The 18177-nt window shown below is 69.5% G+C and carries 14 protein-coding genes; 4 read left to right on the top strand and 10 right to left on the bottom strand.

The window, feature by feature from the left end; all coding sequences use genetic code 11:
* Positions 1–87 precede the first annotated feature (87 nt).
* Positions 88–837, top strand: a complete 750-nt coding sequence (locus DEJ22_RS03960) for a CPBP family intramembrane glutamic endopeptidase (protein ID WP_111226491.1) — start codon at positions 88–90, stop codon at positions 835–837.
* 187 nt (positions 838–1024) lie between these two features.
* On the opposite strand, the gene DEJ22_RS03955 is transcribed toward DEJ22_RS03960, so the two are convergent.
* The 3 genes from DEJ22_RS03955 to DEJ22_RS03945 are packed head-to-tail and all read right to left on the bottom strand — an operon-like array spanning position 1025 to position 5173.
* Positions 1025–3163, bottom strand: a complete 2139-nt coding sequence (locus DEJ22_RS03955) for a dipeptide ABC transporter ATP-binding protein (RefSeq protein ID WP_111226492.1) — start codon at positions 3161–3163, stop codon at positions 1025–1027.
* Positions 3160–4188 (bottom strand): ABC transporter permease, encoded by a 1029-nt coding sequence (locus tag DEJ22_RS03950; RefSeq protein ID WP_258379563.1) that lies wholly within the window; start codon positions 4186–4188, stop codon positions 3160–3162. The genes DEJ22_RS03955 and DEJ22_RS03950 overlap by 4 nt, the downstream gene beginning before the upstream one ends.
* A gap of 1 nt (position 4189) precedes the next feature.
* Positions 4190–5173, bottom strand: coding sequence for an ABC transporter permease (locus tag DEJ22_RS03945; RefSeq protein WP_111226907.1), 984 nt, complete (start codon positions 5171–5173; stop codon positions 4190–4192).
* Between the two features lie 144 nt (positions 5174–5317).
* Here DEJ22_RS03945 and DEJ22_RS03940 point away from each other — a divergent pair, with 144 nt between their 5' ends.
* The 3 genes from DEJ22_RS03940 (at position 5318) to DEJ22_RS03930 (ending at position 8302) form a co-directional block, all read left to right on the top strand.
* On the top strand, positions 5318–7000 hold the full coding sequence (locus DEJ22_RS03940; RefSeq protein ID WP_111226493.1) for an ABC transporter family substrate-binding protein: 1683 nt from the start codon (positions 5318–5320) through the stop codon (positions 6998–7000).
* Between the two features lie 69 nt (positions 7001–7069).
* Positions 7070–7546, top strand: coding sequence for a peroxiredoxin (locus tag DEJ22_RS03935; RefSeq protein WP_111226494.1), 477 nt, complete (start codon positions 7070–7072; stop codon positions 7544–7546).
* Positions 7547–7756: 210 nt separating this feature from the next.
* Complete coding sequence (locus DEJ22_RS03930; protein WP_181430697.1) at positions 7757–8302, top strand: PH domain-containing protein; 546 nt, start codon at positions 7757–7759, stop codon at positions 8300–8302.
* A 121-nt stretch (positions 8303–8423) separates the two neighbouring features.
* Here the strand turns inward: DEJ22_RS03930 and DEJ22_RS03925 are convergent, their stop codons facing one another.
* The 7 genes from DEJ22_RS03925 to gcvH form a co-directional block, all read right to left on the bottom strand.
* Positions 8424–8927 carry a PH domain-containing protein gene (locus DEJ22_RS03925; protein ID WP_111226496.1) on the bottom strand — a complete coding sequence of 168 codons (504 nt, stop codon included), beginning with the start codon at positions 8925–8927 and terminating at the stop codon, positions 8424–8426.
* 62 nt (positions 8928–8989) lie between these two features.
* Positions 8990–10732, bottom strand: coding sequence for a dipeptide ABC transporter ATP-binding protein (locus DEJ22_RS03920; protein ID WP_111226497.1), 1743 nt, complete (start codon positions 10730–10732; stop codon positions 8990–8992).
* Positions 10729–11679 carry an ABC transporter permease gene (locus DEJ22_RS03915; RefSeq protein ID WP_111226498.1) on the bottom strand — a complete coding sequence of 317 codons (951 nt, stop codon included), beginning with the start codon at positions 11677–11679 and terminating at the stop codon, positions 10729–10731. Before DEJ22_RS03915 ends, DEJ22_RS03920 begins: the two co-directional genes overlap by 4 nt.
* The gene (locus DEJ22_RS03910; protein ID WP_111226499.1) at positions 11669–12598 is read right to left on the bottom strand and encodes an ABC transporter permease; all 930 of its coding nucleotides are present in this window, start codon (positions 12596–12598) and stop codon (positions 11669–11671) included. Before DEJ22_RS03910 ends, DEJ22_RS03915 begins: the two co-directional genes overlap by 11 nt.
* Before the next feature lie 243 nt (positions 12599–12841).
* Positions 12842–14470: a peptide ABC transporter substrate-binding protein gene (locus DEJ22_RS03905; protein ID WP_111226500.1), complete on the bottom strand. Its 1629-nt coding sequence runs from the start codon at positions 14468–14470 to the stop codon at positions 12842–12844.
* A 401-nt stretch (positions 14471–14871) separates the two neighbouring features.
* Entirely contained in the window at positions 14872–17802 is a 2931-nt protein-coding gene (gene gcvP, locus DEJ22_RS03900; protein WP_111226501.1) for an aminomethyl-transferring glycine dehydrogenase, read from the bottom strand.
* Positions 17799–18176, bottom strand: coding sequence for a glycine cleavage system protein GcvH (gcvH, locus tag DEJ22_RS03895; RefSeq protein ID WP_111226502.1), 378 nt, complete (start codon positions 18174–18176; stop codon positions 17799–17801). Before gcvH ends, gcvP begins: the two co-directional genes overlap by 4 nt.
* Position 18177: the final 1 nt, after the last annotated feature.

Raw genomic sequence — 18177 nt, 5'->3', positions numbered from 1 at the left:
CGCGCCGTGGTGGCACTGCCCGTGGGTGGGCTGGAACGCCCGACACGCCAGTCTACCGGTAGTTCGCAACCCTGAGGAGTACAGCGCATGAGCCGACGGCGAACGTGGATCGAGATCACGATCGTCCTCATGCTGTCGCTGGGCGGCAGCGCGCTGTACTCGGTCCTGCAGATCATCGACGACCTGTCGCAGACGACCCCGCTCGGGCAGCAGTCGACAGCGCTGAACACGTCGACCACGACCGTGCAGTACGTCGACCTCGCGCGGCAGCTCGTCGGCATCGCGGTCGACCTCGCCCCGGTCGCGCTGGTCTGCTACCTGCTCTGGAGCGCGAGGCGCCCGCACCTGCACCGCCTCGGGATCGACCGGTTCCGGGTGCGGCCGGACCTCGGCGGCGCCGCGCTCATCGCGCTCGGCATCGGCATCCCCGGGCTCGCGTTGTACTTCACGGGCCGGGCGCTCGGCTTCACGGTGGACGTCGACCCCGCGGCGCTGAACACGTACTGGTGGACGATCCCCGTCCTGCTGCTCTCGGCCGTGCGGTCCGGGTTGCAGGAGGAGGTCATCGTCATCGGGTACCTGTACGAGCGGCTCGGCGGACTCGGGTGGGGGCGCTGGCAGGTCATCCTGTCCACCGCCGTGCTCCGCGGGAGCTACCACCTGTACCAGGGGTTCGGGGCGTTCGTCGGGAACGCGGTGATGGGGATCGTCTTCGGGTGGATCTACACGAGGTGGGGACGGTTGCTCCCCCTCGTGATCACGCACTGCCTGCTCGACGCCGTCGTGTTCGTGGGCTACCCGTTCGTGGCGCAGGCGTTCCCGCAGCTGTTCCGGTGAGCGGGTGCGTCGCCGAGGCGAGACGCCGGCGTGCCCGTCAGACGGACGCACCGGTGCGAGACGCCGCAGGATCCGGCGGCGTCCCGACGTGACGAGACCGTCTCATGGCAGGACCGGCCCGAGGTGACCGGGCGACGGACGGGAGGCGCGGCGCCGCCCGGCACCGCGCCTCCAGTCCGTCGACCGGTCACGCGACCAGCTGGGGCACCTTCTCCGGGTAGTGGCACGCCGCGCGGTGGTCGCGCTCCGCGCCGCGGCGCGGCGCCTTGTCGGGTACCTCGTCGCGGCAGCGCTGCTGCTCGGCCTCGGGCAGCATCGCGTACAGCGGGCAGCGCGAGCGGAACCGGCAGCCCGTCGGGCGCTCGGTCGGGCTGGGCGGGTCCCCCGGCAGCAGGATGGTCCTCCGCGACCGCTCGACCACCGGGTCGGGCACCGGCACGGCCGACATGAGCGCCGCCGTGTACGGGTGCATCGGGCGCTCGAAGACCTCGTCGACCGCGCCCTCCTCGACGGTGCGGCCCAGGTACATCACGCTCACCCGGTCGGCGACGTGTCGGATCACCGACAGGTCGTGCGACACGAACAGGTACGACAGTCCGAGGCGTGCCTTGAGGTCGGCGAGCAGGTTGAGCACCCCGGCCTGGATCGACACGTCGAGCGCGGACACCGGCTCGTCGAGCACGATGAGCTCCGGCTCGGTCGCGAGCGCCCGAGCGATCGAGATGCGCTGCCGCTGACCACCCGAGAACTCGTGCGGGTAGCGGTCGGCCTCGGCGGCACGGAGGCCCACGAGCCCGAGGAGCTCCGGCACCCGCTCGGCGATGCGGTCCGACGACGCCCCGATCGCCCGGAGCGGCTCGGCGACGACGTCGTAGACCGACATGCGCGGGTCGAGGCTCGCCGCCGGGTCCTGGAACACCATGGAGATGCGCTGCCGCAGCTGCTTCGACGCCGTGACCGGCTGTCCGAAGAGCTCGACCGTGCCGTGCTCGGGTCGCTCGAGGTCCATCAGCTGGTGCAGGGTCGTCGACTTGCCGGAGCCGGACTCCCCCACCAGCCCGAGGGTCTCGCCGGTGCGGATGTCGAGGTCGACCCCGTCCACCGCGTAGACCTCGCCGACCTTGCGCTTGAACACCGACCCCTTGACGAGCGGGAACGTCTTCGTCAGGCCCTCGACCTGCACGACGGCGGGACGCTGCTCGCGCGCGGCGGGCGTGGTGACCGCCGCGCCGCCGTCGGGGATCTCGGGCAGGCGGAAGATCGCGCCCGCGTCGGCGTGGGCCTCGGCGACCTCCTCGTACCGGTGGCAGGCGACGGCGTGCGGGACGGACGTGTCGACCGGCCCTTCTCCGGGGACGCCGGCCGCCACGTCGACCGCGGCGAGCGGCGGCTCCGACCCTCGGCACACGGCGGCGGCGAGCGGGCAGCGGTCGGCGAACGGGCAGGCGTCCGGCAGCCCGATGAGCGACGGCGGCGATCCGGGGATCGGCACGAGTGGTTCGCCGCTCGACTCGTCGAGCCGCGGCAGCGCACCGATGAGCCCGATCGTGTAGGGCATCCGCGGGCGGGCGAACAGCTCGTCCGCGCTCGCCGTCTCGACGATCCGGCCCGCGTACATGACGGCGATGCGGTCCGCGATGCCGGCGATCACCCCGAGGTCGTGGCTGACGAAGACCAGCGCCGCGCCCGTCTCGCGCTGGGCGGTGCGGAGCACGTCGATGATCTGCGCCTGGATCGTCACGTCGAGCGCCGTGGTCGGCTCGTCGGCGAGGATCACGTCCGGGTCGTTCGCCATCGCCATCGCGATCATCGCGCGCTGCCGCATGCCACCGGAGAACTCGTGCGGGAAGGCGTCGACGCGCTGCTCGGCCTGCGGGATGCCGACGAGCTCGAGGAGCTCGATCGCCCGGGCTCGTGCGTCCTGCTTCGACGCGCCCCGGTGCACACGGACGGTCTCGGCGATCTGCTCGCCGATCGTGTAGACGGGCGTGAACGCGGACAGCGGGTCCTGGAAGACCATCGCGACCTTGGCGCCGCGCAGCTTGCTCATCTGCTTGTCGCTGCGACCGAGGAGTTCCTGCCCCTCGAGCGTGATCGATCCCGTGACCTTCGTGGTCTCCGGCAGCAGCCCGAGGATCGCCATGCTCGTCACCGACTTGCCCGAACCGGACTCGCCGACGATGCCGAGGACCTCCCCGCGCCGGAGCTCGAGGTCGACGCCGCGGACGGCGTGCACGACGCCACGCGGGGTCGGGAAGCGGACGTCGAGGTCGCGGACGCGCAGGAGCGGCTCGGTCGTGGTGGTGGTCGTGGTCGTGGTGCTCATGCGCCGGCCCCTGCCTGCGTGGTGATGGTCGCGGCGTCGACCGCGGCCTGGTTCTGGTCGCGCTTCCGACCGGTGCGCTTCTGCTTCTTGCCCGTCGCCGAGGTCGGGTCGAGGGCGTCGCGCAGGCCGTCGCCGAGCAGGTTCGCCGCGATCGCGAAGACCACGAGCGCGCCGGCAGCGAAGAAGAACAGCCACGGGCTGGTGAGCGCCGCGTCCTGGTTCTGCGCGATGAGCGTGCCGAGCGAGACGTCCGGCGGCTGCACACCGAAGCCGAAGTAGCTGAGACTCGTCTCCGCGAGCACCGCCGCACCGACCTGGATCGTGCCGTCGATGATGAGGAACGACGCCACGTTGGGCAGGATGTGGCGGAGGATGATCCGGAACGGGCCGATCCCCATGTACCGCGCTGCCCGGACGAACTCGCGCTCCTTCACCGAGAGCGTCATCGAGCGGACCACACGCGCGGTCACCATCCAGCCGAAGGCCGCGATGAGCACCACGAGCACGAGCCAGCCGGAGTCCTGGATGCGCGGGCTGATGATCGCGATGATGAGGAACGACGGCAGCACGAGCAGCATGTCGACGAAGAACATCACGATCCGGTCGACCCAACCGCCGAAGTAGCCGGCGGCGGCGCCGGTCAGCGCCGCGAGCGCGGTCGAGAACAGGGCGACGAGCAGGCCGATCAGCAGGCTCTTCTGCATGGCGCGGGCGGTCTGCGCGAAGACGTCCTGGCCGATACCGTTCGTGCCGAACCAGTGCGCGCCGCTCGGCGGCTGCGAGAACGCGGTGTAGTCGATCTGCGAGTAGCCGTACGGGCTGACGAACGGACCGATGAAGGCGAACGCGAAGAGCAGCACGATCACCGCGAGGCCGACCCCGGCGCCGCGGTTCATGAAGACCCGGACGACGGTCTGCAGGAAGCGGTTGCGCTGCTTGCCGCCCGGCTTCGGGCTGCCCGGGAGCGGCGTGTCCGACCGGCCGATGGTCGTGCCGTCGACGGGTTCGATGCGGGTGTCGGTCATCTCAGCTCCTCCGCACGCGGGGGTCGAGGGCGGCGGTGAGGACGTCGGCGAGGAACCCGGCGATGAGCACCACCACCGAGGCGAAGAGCGTGTACGCGGTCACGGCGTTCACGTCGTTGTTCTGCACCGAGTCGATGAACCAGGCGCCGAGCCCGTTCCACCCGAAGATCTTCTCGGTGAAGGTCGCACCGGTGAGGATGCCGAGGAACCCGTAGGCGAACAGCGTGGTCATCGGGATGAGCGCGGTGCGGAGCCCGTGCTTGAAGGTCGCCTGCCGCTTCGTCAGCCCCTTCGCCCGCGCGGTCCGCAGGAAGTCCGACCCGAGGACGTCGAGCATCGTCGCGCGCTGGTAGCGGCTGTAGATCGCGATGAGCCCGAGCGCGATCGAGATCGTCGGCAGCAGCAGGTGCACGCCGCGGTCGAGGAACAGGTCCCACCAGCTCCCGGTCAGACCCGGTGTGGCCTCGCCGGTGAAGTTGATGAGCTGCGTCCCGGTGTCCTGGTTGAGCTTCGTCGCTCCGATCTTCAGGAACACCGCGGTCAGGAACACCGGGGTCGAGATGAGCACGATCGAGATCACCGCGCTCACCCGGTCCGAGATCCGGTACTGCCGGATGGCGTTCCAGACGCCGAGCAGCACCCCGAGCAGGATGCCGAGCAGGGAACCGACCACCAGCAGCCGCAGGCTCACCCCCAGGCGCGGCCAGAACGCGTCGTTGACGCTGCGGTCCTGGATCGTCCGGCCCAGGTCGCCCTGGACCGCGTCACCGAGCCAGTGCCCGTACCGCACGACGATCGGTGTCTTGTCGTTGACACCGATGTCGTCGAGCTTCTTGTCGATGGTGGCGGCCGGCGGTGCCGGGTTCCGCTCTGCGTAGACGGATCGGGGGCTGAACGTCGCCGAGGCCAGGAAGTACGTCAGCGATGTGGCGAGGAACACGAGCACGACGTAGTACACGAGTCGACGCGCCAGGAAGCGGGTCATGCGGAACACCATACGACCCGATTTGTTTCCGGGAGATCACATGTGGCCGCTCGGGGCGTAACGAATTGGTGTTTGCAACAGAACGGGTCGACTGCCCCTGCGCGGGGGTCGTATGGTGATCCACAACTTCACGAGGGGAAGACCATGAAGCACAGGAAAGTCCTGGCGTTGACGGCGGCACTCGCCGGCTTCGCTCTCGTCGCCACCGGCTGCTCGAACGGATCCGACGGTGGATCCGGCGGCGGTTCCGACGACTCGGGCAAGAAGACCCTGCCCACCTCGGCACAGATCAACGAGCAGCCGGTCTCCGACCTGCAGGACGGCGGCACCCTGCGCCTCCCGATCTCGCAGTGGATCACGCAGTGGAACTACAACCAGGTCGACGGTGCCCTGGTCGACGCGTCCACGATCGAACAGGCGACGATGCCGTTCATCTACGTGATCGACGACAAGGGTGCCCCGCAGCTCGACACCGACTACGTCTCCAAGGCGGAGGCGACGAGCGACGACCCGCTCACGATCGAGTACGAGATCAACCCGAAGGCGAAGTGGAACGACGGGTCCCCCATCACGTGGAAGGACTTCGAGAACGAGTGGAAGGCCCTGAACGGGACCAACCAGGACTACCTGGTCGGGTCGACCACCGGGTACGAGGACATCGCCTCGGTGTCGAAGGGCTCGTCCGACCAGGACGTGAAGGTCGTCTTCGACAAGCCGTTCTCGGACTGGAAGTCGCTCTTCAGCCCGCTCTACCCGGCGAGCCAGACCGGCACCCCGGAGCAGTTCAACGAGGCGTACAAGGGCAAGGTGCCGCTGTCGTCCGGCCCGTACAAGGTCTCGAAGCTCGACGAGACCGCCGGCACCGTGACGATCGTCCCGGACGAGAACTGGTGGGGTGACAAGCCGAAGCTCGACCAGGTGATCTTCCGGTCGCTCGACGGCAACGCGGACGTCGACGCCTACCTGAACAAGGAGATCGACTCCGTCCTGACGACGACGTCAGAGCGCTTCGACCGTGTGAAGAACGCGAAGGACTCGAAGGTGTACGCCTCGACCTCGGCGCAGTACACACACGTGGACTTCTCGTCGAAGGGCGTCCTCAAGGACAAGCAGCTCCGACTCGCGATCCAGCACGCGGTGAACCGCGAGGCGCTCGCGCAGGTCATCGGTGGGACCCTGCCCTACAAGCTCGGCACGCTCGACAACCACATCTTCCTGTCGACCGACGACGGCTACGAGTCGAACACCGACCCGAACGGCACCTTCGACGTCGAGAAGGCGAAGAAGATCCTGGACGACGACGGCTGGAAGACCGACGGTCAGTACCGCAAGAAGGGCGGCAAGACGCTCTCGCTCTCCGTCACGATCCCGTCGGGTGCGACCGCGTCGCAGAAGCTCTCCGAGGTCATGCAGCAGCAGCTCAAGGACGTCGGCATCGAGCTCAAGCTCAAGTCGGTCTCGGTCGACGACTTCTTCGAGCAGTACGTCACGCCGGGCAACTACGACATGACGATCTTCGTGTGGGGCGGCACCGGCTTCCACTCGGGCGGCGCGTCGATCTACACGACCGGCGACACCGGCCAGAACTACGGCCGCATCGGTGACCAGGCGATCGACAAGCTCATCGCGCAGGCGATCGCGGAGCCGGACACCAAGAAGGCGAACACGATCTGGAACAAGGTCGACAAGCAGGTCTGGGCGATCGGGCACTCCATGCCGATCACCGCGAAGCCGGCCCTCGTCGCGCAGAACCCGAAGCTCGCCAACTACGGCGCGTTCGCGGGTGCGCAGAACATCGACTGGACCAAGGTCGGGTTCACGAAGTAGCAGCACGACACCAGGACGGGCCCGGTCGCACGACGCGACCGGGCCCGTTCCCTGTCCTACTGTGTGCACATGAGCATCCCCGAGCCGGGCGACACCGCGCCCGACTTCTCCCTGCCCGGCCTGATCATCCGGAACGGGGAGCGCACGGACGACGAGTACACCCTGTCGGCGGTCATCGGTCGTCCCCTCGTCCTCGCCTTCTACCCCGGCGACGCGACGCCGGTGTGCACGGCCCAGCTCTGCAGCTACCAGGAGGAGCTCGACGACTTCACCGACCTCGGGGCCGTCGTCTGGGGCATCAGCCCGCAGGCCCTCGACTCGCACGAGGACTTCGCCCGGGGTGCCTCGCTCACGTTCCCGCTGCTGAGCGACACCGGCGGGGACGTCGCGCGGGCGTACGGCGTCCGCGCTCCGGGCATCGGCCTCCGCCGCTCGGTCTTCGTCATCGACGCCGACGGCATCGTCCGCTGGCGTCACGTCGGCCTGGTCGGCCTGCGGTTCCCGAAGGCCGAGACCATCCGCGAGCAGGTCGAACAGCTCGTGTGACCGCGCCGCAGGCATCCCGTTCCTGAAGATCGGGCATCGGGTGTTGACACCCGAACGGGGCGTGCCGACCATGGACGGACGAGGTCCGCAACGGACCCGCCTCCCCGGGGAACCGGGTCGTCCGGCGGTACGCGCAGGTGTGTCACACCCGCTCCCGGACGTCCCCGGGGAGGCGCTCTCGACCCCGCCCGCTCCCCTACGATGGCCTGGATGAGCACCGTCGTCGCGCCCCGGATGCGCCTGTTCGCCGTCGTCCTGTGGGTGGTCGCGATCGCGCTCGTGCCGCTCGCACTCCTGACCGGGGGCAACCCGTGGCTCGTCCCCGTCCCGAGCATCTTCACCGCCTTCCTCGCGTGGGCCGTGCTCTGGCGCCCGCGCTTCGAGCTCACCGACGACTCCCTCACGATCGTCGACGTCCGCCGAACGAGCACCTACCCCTGGCGCCGCGTGCAGGAGATCCGGACGAAGTACGGCATCGAGGTGGTCACGACCGAGGGCGTCCGCCGCACCTGGCTCGCGACGCGACCGACCGCCGCCCTCGGGCTCCGTCGGCCCGGCGACGGCACGACGACGGCGGCCGACGTGCCGGAGGTCGCGGACGTCCTCCGTGCGCACGTCCCGGCGCCGGTCGTGCACGACGGGCCGCCGCCGGCGACGGTCGAGGCAGCGACCATCAGCCACCGCGTGCACGGGTGGTCCGTCACGGCGATGATCGTGCTCGGCGTCGCCGCGTCGATGGCGGCGGCACAGCGCTAGAGCGGCGCCGCGACGGCCGGGAGGCGCGTGGCGGGAGCGCGCGGAGCCTCCCGACCGTCGCGCCGGCGACGGGGCGCGCGTGGCGGCACCGCGCCGAGCCTCCGGTCCGGCGCGTGGCGGGTCAGACCGCGAGCGCGACCACGGAGACCGCCAGCAGGACCGCCACCGCTCCCCCCGTGACGACGGCGAGACGGTCCCACCCGCGGCGGACGTCACCGTCGGGGGCCCCGGCCGCGCGGCGTGCGCGCCAGCGCTGGCGGATCGTCCGCAGTTCCACCGGCTCGTGCGCCGCGGACAGCTCCCCGCGGCTGAGCGGACGCGACCCGCGGATCGACGGTCCACCCCGGCAGGTCACCGAGCGCCCGTCCGCGGTCTGCACCACGATCTGCCACCGGAGCCGGACGTCGGTGACGGCCACCCACGGGACGCGGGTGGTGCGCAGGGGGTTCACGACGGTGAGCGCATCGTCGTCGAGCCGGACGGCCGGTCGGACGGTGAGCACCCAGAGCGCCCACACGATCGCGGTGACCGGACCAGCCGTTGCCCAGAAGACGTCCCAGCTGCCGCGCGCGCCCGCGTCGAACAGCAGGAAGACCCCCAGGACGACGACGAGGCCGGACGCCACCGCCCCTCCGCGACCTGCGCGGAGGACGACGGGACGTCCGGCCTCGGGGTGGTGCAGCGGGATCAGCGCCCGAACTCGAACCCGGCGCCCGGGATCGCCGCGAGCAGGTCCTTCGTGTACTGCTCCTTCGGGTTCGCGAAGACCTCGTCGGTCGTCGCCTTCTCGACGATCTGCCCCTTCCGCATGACGCAGACGTTGTCCGCGACGAGGCGGACGACGGCGAGGTCGTGGGTGATGAAGAGGTACGTCAGGTCCAGCTCGGTCTGCAGCTCGGTGAGCAGGTCGAGGATCTGGCCCTGGACGAGCACGTCGAGCGCGGAGACCGCCTCGTCGAGCACGATGACCTCGGGCTTGAGCGCCAGCGCGCGCGCGACCGCGATGCGCTGCCGCTGCCCACCGGACAACTCGTTCGGGTAGCGGTTCACCATCGACTTCGGCAGCGCGACCTGATCGAGCAGCTCGAGCACGCGGGCCCGGCGGCTGGCCTTGTCGCCCACCTTGTGCGTGGCGAGGGGCTCGGCGATCGTGTTCCCGACGTTGTACATCGGGTCCAGCGAGCCGTACGGGTCCTGGAACACCGGCTGCACGCGGCGGCGGAAGTCGAAGAGGTCCTTGCCCTTCAGCGCGCCGATGTCGATGCCGTCGAAGGTCACCGAACCGCCGGAGATCGACTCGAGCTGGAGCACGAGCTTCGCGACGGTCGACTTGCCCGAACCCGACTCGCCGACGAGCGCCGTGGTGGTGCCCTTCGGGATCGCGAACGACACGTCGTCGACGGCCTTGAGCTCGCGGGACTGCAGGTTCTTGCCCCGCAGCTTGTAGACCTTCTCGAGGTTCTTCACCACGATGAGGTCCTTCGCCGGACGGTGCTCGCGCTCCTGCGCCCGGGCGATGAGCTCGTCGTCCTCGCTGCCCGCGTCGGCGATGTCGACACGCTGGTGCTGCACCTTCGACTGGATGCGACGGCTCGCGAGCGAGGGCGCCGCGGCGACCAGGCGCTGCGTGTACGGGTGCTGCGGGTTCGCCAGGATCTCCTTCGAGGGACCCGACTCGACGACCTGGCCCTTGTACATCACGACGAGCTTCTCGGCCCGCTCGGCCGCGAGTCCGAGGTCGTGCGTGATGAACAGGACCGAGGTGCCGAAGTCGCGCGTCAGGGTCTCGAGGTGGTCGAGGATGACACGCTGCACGGTCACGTCGAGCGCGGAGGTCGGCTCGTCGGCGATGAGCAGCTGCGGACGGCTCGACAGGCCGATGCCGATGAGCACGCGCTGGCGCATGCCGCCGGAGAACTCGTGCGGGTACTGCTTGAGGCGGGTCGCGGCGTCACCGAGGCCGGCCTCCTGCAGCACCTCGACCGCGCGGGCGCGGATCGCGTGCTTGCCGGTCGCCATGCCGTTGGCCTTGATCGCCTCTTCCACCTGGAAGCCGATCGACCACAGCGGGTTGAGGTTCGACATCGGGTCCTGCGGGACGTAGCCGATCTCCTTCCCGCGGATACCGGCCATCTCCTTGTCGGACAGACCGACGAGCTCGCGCCCGTTGAACTTGATCGACCCGCCGGTGACCTCACCGGTGCCGGCGAGGAGCTTGATGATCGCCTGTGCGCTGGTCGACTTGCCCGAACCGGACTCGCCGACGATGGCGAGGCGCTCCCCCTGCTCGAGGGTGAAGTTGACACCGCGGACGGCCTGGACGACACCGCTCTGCGTGCGGAACCCGACCTGCAGGTCGGTGATCTCGAGCAGCGGAGCGCCGGCGCCGGCCGGACGGCTGGTGGTGGGATCGGTGAGCGTCTCGGTCATCGACGGGCCCTCGCCTTCGGGTCGAGCGCGTCGCGGACCACGTCGCCGAGGAGCAGGAACGCGAGCACGGTGATGGACAGGGCGGCCGACGGCCAGAAGATCGTCGAGGGGTTGGTGCGGATCGACGTCTGCGCGGTGCCGATGTCGAGGCCCCAGCTGAGCGCCGACGGCGGCAGCCCGATGCCGAGGAACGACAGGGTCGCCTCGGCGACGATGAACGTACCGAGGGACACGGTCGCGACGACGATGACCGGCGCGAGGGCGTTCGGGATGACGTGGCGCACGAGCGTGGTGAAGCGACCGACGCCGAGCGCGGCCGAGGCCATCACGTAGTCCGACTGCTTGGCGCTGAGGACGGCACCACGCATGATGCGGGCAATCTGCGGCCAGGCGAACGCGGCGAGGACGAGCGCGACGGTGATCGCGTTGCGGGCCGGGATCACGGACATGATCACGATGGCGCCGAGGATGGTCGGGATCGAGAAGAAGATGTCCGCGATGCGGGACACGATCGTGTCGAGCCAACCGCCGTAGAACCCGGCGAGGGCGCCGATGATGATGCCGACGATCGACACCAGGACCGTCGCCACGAGACCGACGATGACGGAGTTCCGCGCGCCCCAGATGACCCGTGCGTACACGTCGTAGCCCTGACGGTTGAAGCCCAGCGGGTGGCCGGACTCCGGGCCGCTGTTGCTGTTCGCGAGGTTCGCCGACGACGGGTTCACGTGGGTGAACAGGCCCGGGAAGACCGCGACGACGAGGACGAGGAGGATCAGGACGGACGAGACCCAGAACGTCGGGCGGACACGCATCGAGTCCCATGCGTCGGTCCACGTCGAACGGGTCTTCTCGTTCTCGTCGACCTGGTCCACCGCCTGGAGCGGGGTCTCCTCGATCGGCGCGACGAAGTGCGTCGCGGAACGGGGTTCGGCGTTACTTGGCATAGCGGATCCTCGGGTCCAGGACGGCGTAGAGCAGGTCGACCAGGAGGTTGGCGAGCATGAAGATGATGACCATCACGGCGACGAAGGACACGACAGTGGGGCCCTCGCCGAGCTTGACGGCACGGAAGACCGTTCCGCCGACGCCGTTGATGTTGAAGATGCCCTCGGTCACGACCGCACCGACCATCAGGTTGCCGATGTCGACACCCAGGTAGGTCACCACGGGGATGAGCGAGTTGCGGAAGATGTGCACCCCGACGACGCGGCGACGCGGGAGGCCCTTCGCCGTGGCGGTCCGGACGAAGTCCGCGTTCATGTTCTCGGCCACGCTGGCACGCGTGAGTCGCACGATGTAGGCGAACGACACCGTCGCGAGCACGATCGCCGGCAACACGAGCTCCGACCACGGTGCCTGACCCGACACGGTGACGCGGAACAACCCGAGCTGGATGCCGAACACGTACTGCAGCAGGAAGCCGACGACGAAGGTCGGTACCGAGATGAGCAGCAGCGAGACGACGAGCGCGGTGGCGTCGAACCACTTGCCCTTCTTCAGACCGGCGATGACACCGACCACGATGCCGGCCACGGCCTCGAAGACCAGCGCCAGGATCGCCAGGCGCGCGGTGATCGGGAAGGCCGAGGCGAGCTGCTGCGACACCGGGAGACCCGAGTACGTCACGCCGAGGTCGCCCCGGAAGACGCCGCCGATCCAGAGCAGGTACTGGACGATGAACGGCTTGTCCAGGTTGTACTGCTGCCGGAGGGTCTCGATCACCTGCGGCGACGGCTGGCGGTCGCCGAACAGCGCGGCGATCGGGTCGCCGGGCAGCGAGAAGACCATGAAGTAGATGAGGAACGTGGCCCCGAAGAAGACGGGGATGAGTTGCAGGAGGCGCTTGCCGAGGTACCAGAGCATCAGATCGCTCGGTCCTGCGCGGCGCGCATGTCGTTCAGGTTCATGTCGTGAGGGGTGGACGGTCCGAGGGTCGGCACGGGTGTCCGGTGCGGGCGGCGGCGCCCGCGGTTGTGGGGAGGGTGGTTCCGCCGTGGTACGGGGGCCCGGAGACCGTGTGGTCTCCGGACCCCCGTCCGGTGGCCGCGGAGCAGGATACCTGCTCGCGGTGTGTCTCCGCGGTGTTCGTCCGCAGTGGAGACGGTGTTACTTGGTGACCTCGATGTCGTAGTACAGCGGCACCGAGTCCCAGCCGAACTTGACGTTCTTGACGTTGTCGGCCGACCAGACACCGGTCACGTTCGCGTACCAGAGCGGGATCTCCGGCAGGTCCTGGAACAGGAGCTCCTGGGCCTGGTCGAAGTACTTGTTGCCCTCTTCGACGGTCGCAGCCGAACGGCCCTTGGCGAGCAGCTCGTTGTACTCCGGCGAGTCGTAGCGCGCGTAGTTGCTGGACGAGCCCTCACCCATGGTCGGGCCGAGGAAGTTGTACAGCGACGGGTAGTCGGCCTGCCAACCGGTGCGGCTACCGCCCGTGAGCTTGTCGTTCGTCTGGGCGTCGAGCGCCTCCTGGAACGTCGGGATCGCCTTGCCCTCGGCCTTGATGCCGAGCGTGTTCGCGATCGAGTTGGTGACCGCGGTCACCCATGCCTCGTGGCCGCCGTCAGCGTTGTAGGCGATGGTGAGCGTCTCGTCGTACTTCGACATGTCGTTCGCCTGGGCCCAGAGCTTCTTGGCCTCCGACGGGTTGTAGTCGAGGACGTCCGAACCCTTGAGGTCGTCCGACCAGCCCGCGATGACCGGCGAGGTGAAGTCCTTGGCCGGGGTGCGCGTGCCGTCGAAGATCTTGTCGGTGATCTCCTTGCGGTTGATCGCCATCGACAGGGCCTCGCGACGCAGCTTGCCCTCCTCGCCCTTCCAGTGGTCGAGGTAGTAGGGCAGGTAGAAGCCCTGGAAGATCGCGGCCGCCTGGTTGACGTTCGAGTCGGGGAAGTCCGACTTGTAGGTCTGGAAGGCGCTGTCCGGGATCGCGTCGAGGACGTCGAGGTTGCCGCCCTGCACGTCCGCGTAGGCGGTGTCCTGGGTGGTGTAGAACGTGATCGTCAGACCACCGTTCTTCGGCTTGCGCTTGCCGGCGTAGTCCTCGTTGGTGACGAGCTTGATCGACTGGTTGTGCGTCCACGCACCCTTGCCGTCGAGCTTGTACGGACCGTTGCCGATCGGGTTCTCACCGAAGGCCTTGGTGTCCTTGTAGAAGTCCGAGGGCAGCGGCATGAAGGCCGAGTAGCCGAGGGACAGCGGGAAGTCGGACTGCGCCGACTTCAGCGTGACGGTGAACTCGTCGTCGCCGACGACCTTGAGGCCGGTGAGCTCCGAGTCCTCATCGGCGCTGTAGCCCTCGATGTTCTCGAAGAAGTAGCTCGCGCCCTGCGCGTTCGACTTCTGGGCAGCCCAGTTCCACGCCTTCGTGAACGACTCGGCCGTGACCTTCTCGCCGTTGGTGAAGGTGTAGTTGGTGTTGAGCTTGATGTCGTAGGTCTTGGAGTCATCGGTGTCGATGCTCTTCGCGACCTCGTTCACCGGCTTGCCGTCGGCGTCGTACGAGACGAGGCCCTCGAAGATCGACGTGATGATCTTGCCGCCACCGGTCTCGGTGGAGTTCGACGGGATGAGCGGGTTCTGGGGCTCGGAGCCGTTCGTGGTGACGATTCCGGACGCGTTCGTCGAGCCCGAGTCACCGCCGTTGCCGCTGCCGTTGCTGGAGCAGCCGGTCAGGGCGATTGCTGTGGCCCCGAGCACGGCGAGGGCAGAGAGCCCAGCGCGCTTCTTGATCAAGGTTCCTCCTGGTGCATGGGACGAGCCAGGCACAGAGGTGCTGCCGGGCGCGTTTGTCCTTGCACTGTAGGCAGTGCTCGGACCCCCGGCCAAACCCTGCGGCCATCGGTTACAAACCGGAAACCAAGTTGCAGGATCATTGCGAGAGGATGCAAGATTCGGGCGCGCCTGGCGACCCGGAGCGGGATTGTTGCTTCTGCAACGAAGTTGTTGCACGAGCGCACAGCCATGGGCTAGTCGAGCACGCCTCGCGAGGCCGTGGAGCGCTCCGACGTCCCGCCGATCGGAGCGGACCGCTCGGACCCCTCGTGCACGTGTGCCCTGCGCGGGCTCCCGGACAGGGCACACGCTACGCGCTCAGCGGTCGGACCGCCGCCGTGTGACACGGCCGGCGGGTCGGATCAGGCGAACGCCTCGATCGGCGGGCAGGCGCAGACCAGGTTGCGGTCGCCGTACGCCTGGTCGATCCGGCGCACCGGCGGCCAGTACTTCCGCGCGCTGATGCCGGGCACCGGGTAGACCGCCTGCTCCCGCGTGTACGGGTGCGTCCACTCCCCCGAGATCGCGGAGGCCGCGGTGTGCGGCGCGTGCACGAGCGGGTTGTCGTCCGCCGGCCACTCGCCACGCTCGACGGCAGCGGCCTCGGCGCGGATCGCGAGCATGGCGTCGACGAAGCGGTCGAGCTCGGCGAGGTCCTCGCTCTCGGTCGGCTCGACCATGAGCGTGCCCGCGACGGGGAACGACATGGTCGGGGCGTGGAAGCCGTAGTCGACGAGGCGCTTCGCGACGTCGTCCACGGTGATGCCCGACGACTCGCGCAGGGGGCGCAGGTCCAGGATGCACTCGTGCGCGACCAGGCCCGATTCCCCCGTGTAGAGGACCGGGAACGCGTCGCGCAGTCGAGCGGCGACGTAGTTCGCGCCGAGCACGGCCGCTTCGGTCGCCCGCGTCAGTCCTTCGAGCCCCATCATCCGGACGTACGTCCACGTGATCGGCAGGATGCTCGGGCTGCCGTACGGGGCCGCGCTGACCGGACCGCCCGCGTGGGCGAGGCGGCCGTCCTGCTCGGGGCTCCCGCCGGCCGGGTCCGGACGGCGATCGGCCTGCTGGGCCATCGGGTGACCGGGCAGGAACGGTGCGAGGTGCGCCTTCGCCGCGACCGGCCCGACACCGGGCCCACCGCCGCCGTGCGGGATGCAGAACGTCTTGTGCAGGTTGAGGTGCGAGACGTCGCCGCCGAAGTCGCCGAAGCGGGCGTGCCCGAGCAGCGCGTTGAGGTTCGCGCCGTCGACGTACACCTGACCACCGGCGTCGTGCACGGCATCGCAGACCTCGCGGACGTCGTGCTCGTACACGCCGTGCGTGGACGGGTAGGTGATCATGAGCGCCGCGAGCTGGTCGCCGTGCTGGGCGGTCTTGGCACGGAGGTCCGCGAGGTCCACGTTGCCGTCCTCGTCGCAGGCCACGACGACGACCCGCATGCCGGCGAGCACCGCCGACGCGGCGTTCGTGCCGTGCGCGCTCGACGGGATGAGGCAGACGGTGCGGTCGAGGTCACCGCGTGAACGGTGGTACCCGCGGATCGCGAGCAGACCCGCGAGCTCGCCCTGGCTGCCCGCGTTCGGCTGCAGGGAGACGGTGTCGTACCCGGTGACCTCGGCCAGCCAGGTCTCGAGGTCGCCGATCATGTCGAGGTACCCCTCGACGTCCTCACGCGGGGCGAACGGGTGCACGTTCGCGAACTCCGGCCAGGTGACCGCCGCCATCTCGGTCGCCGCGTTCAGCTTCATCGTGCAGCTGCCGAGCGGGATCATGCCGCGGTCGAGCGCGTAGTCCTTGTCGGCCAGGTGCTTGAGGTACCGCATCATGCGGGTCTCGCTGCGGTGCGCACTGAACACCGGGTGCGTCAGGTACTCGCTGCTCCGCAGCAGGTCCGCCGGGAGGCCCGTGCCCGCGTCGCGCACGACGGCCTCGGCCGCCGGGACGGTCGCGTCGACGACGCCGAACACGTGAGCGAGCGCGCGCACGTCGTCCGGCGTCGTCGTCTCGTCCGCCGAGAGCTGGAACGTGTCGGCGTCGACGAGGTGGAGCAGGTAGCCGGCTCCGCGAGCTGCGTCGACCACGGCGGCGGCACGACCCGGCGCGCGGAGCGTCAGGGTGTCGAAGTACCCGTCGTGCACGACGTCGAACCCGGCGTCGCGAGCGACCCCGGCGAGCGCCGTCGTCGTCCGGGCAACCCGGTCGGCGATGAAGCGCAGGCCCTCGGGCCCGTGGTAGACGGCGTACATCGACGCCATCACGGCGAGGAGCACCTGGGCGGTGCAGATGTTGCTCGTCGCCTTCTCGCGGCGGATGTGCTGCTCGCGGGTCTGCAGGCTGAGGCGGTACGCCATCTGCCCGTCGGCGTCGAAGGACACCCCGACGAGGCGGCCGGGGAGCTGGCGCTCGAGCCCGGCCCGGACGGCGAGGTACCCGGCGTGCGGGCCGCCGAAGCCGAGCGGGACGCCGAAGCGCTGGCTGGTGCCCACCGCGACGTCCGCGCCGAGGTCGCCCGGGCTGGCGAGGAGCGTCATCGCGAGCAGGTCGGCCGCGACGACCGCGATGCCACCCCCGGCGTGCACGCGCTCGATGGTCGTCGACGGGTCCACCACGCGCCCGGAGGCACCGGGGTACTGCACGATCGCTCCGAAGGCGCCGTCCAGGTCGTCGTCGCTGGGCCCGGCCGCGGCGTCGAACTCGCGCAGGGCGATCCCGACCGCGTCGGCGCGGTGGTCGAGCAGGGCGCGGGTCTGCGGCAGGAGGTCGGCGTCCACGAGGAACGCATCGCCCTTCACCTTGGACGCGCGACGGGCGAGCAGCATGCCCTCGACCACCGCGGTGCCCTCGTCGAGCATCGACGCACCGGCGGTCGCCATGCCGGTCAGGTCGGAGACCATCGTCTGGAAGTTGATGAGCGCCTCGAGACGGCCCTGCGAGATCTCCGGCTGGTACGGCGTGTACGCCGTGTACCAGCTCGGGTTCTCGAGCACGTTCCGTTGCACCACTGCAGGCGTGTGCGTGCCGTGGTAGCCGAGGCCGATCATGGCGCGGCGGACGGTGTTGCGCCCGGCCTTCGTCCGGAGTTCGGCGAGCGCCTCGGTCTCGCCGACGGCTGCCGGGATCGTGGAGTGCGTCGTGGGTGCCGCGTGGATCGACTCCGGGATCGCCGCACGGACGAGGGCGTCGAGCGAGGGCTGGCCGACGGCGTCGAGCATGGTGCGCTGGTCGGCCGCGGTCGTGCCGATGTGCCGGTCGGCGAAGGTCGTCTGCAGGTTCTGGTCGGTGGTCGTCATGCGAGGGACGCCCGGTACGCGACGTGGTCCATCAGGTCCTCGGGGAACGACGTGCCGTCGACCTTGAGCTTCACGAGCCAGCCGGCGCCGAACGGGTCCTGGTTGACGGTGTCCGGGGCGTCGACCACGGCGTCGTTCACCGCGACGACCTCGCCCTCGATCGGGGCGAAGAGCTCGCCGACGCTCTTGGTCGACTCGATCTCGCCCATCTGCTCGCCGGCGGTCGTGGTGCTGCCGACGGCGGGGAGCTCGACGTAGACGACGTCGCCGAGCTGCTCAGCGGCGTGGTCGGTGATGCCGACGGTGACGGTGTCGCCCTCGACGAGGATCCACTCGTGGTCGGCGGTGTACTGGAGTGCGGTCTGGTCGGTCACG

This window comes from Curtobacterium sp. MCSS17_007 (assembly GCF_003234175.2).
Lineage (GTDB): Bacteria > Actinomycetota > Actinomycetes > Actinomycetales > Microbacteriaceae > Curtobacterium.
The sequence above is the reverse complement of the archived record's forward strand: the minus strand, read 5'-3'. Positions and strand labels throughout refer to the sequence as shown.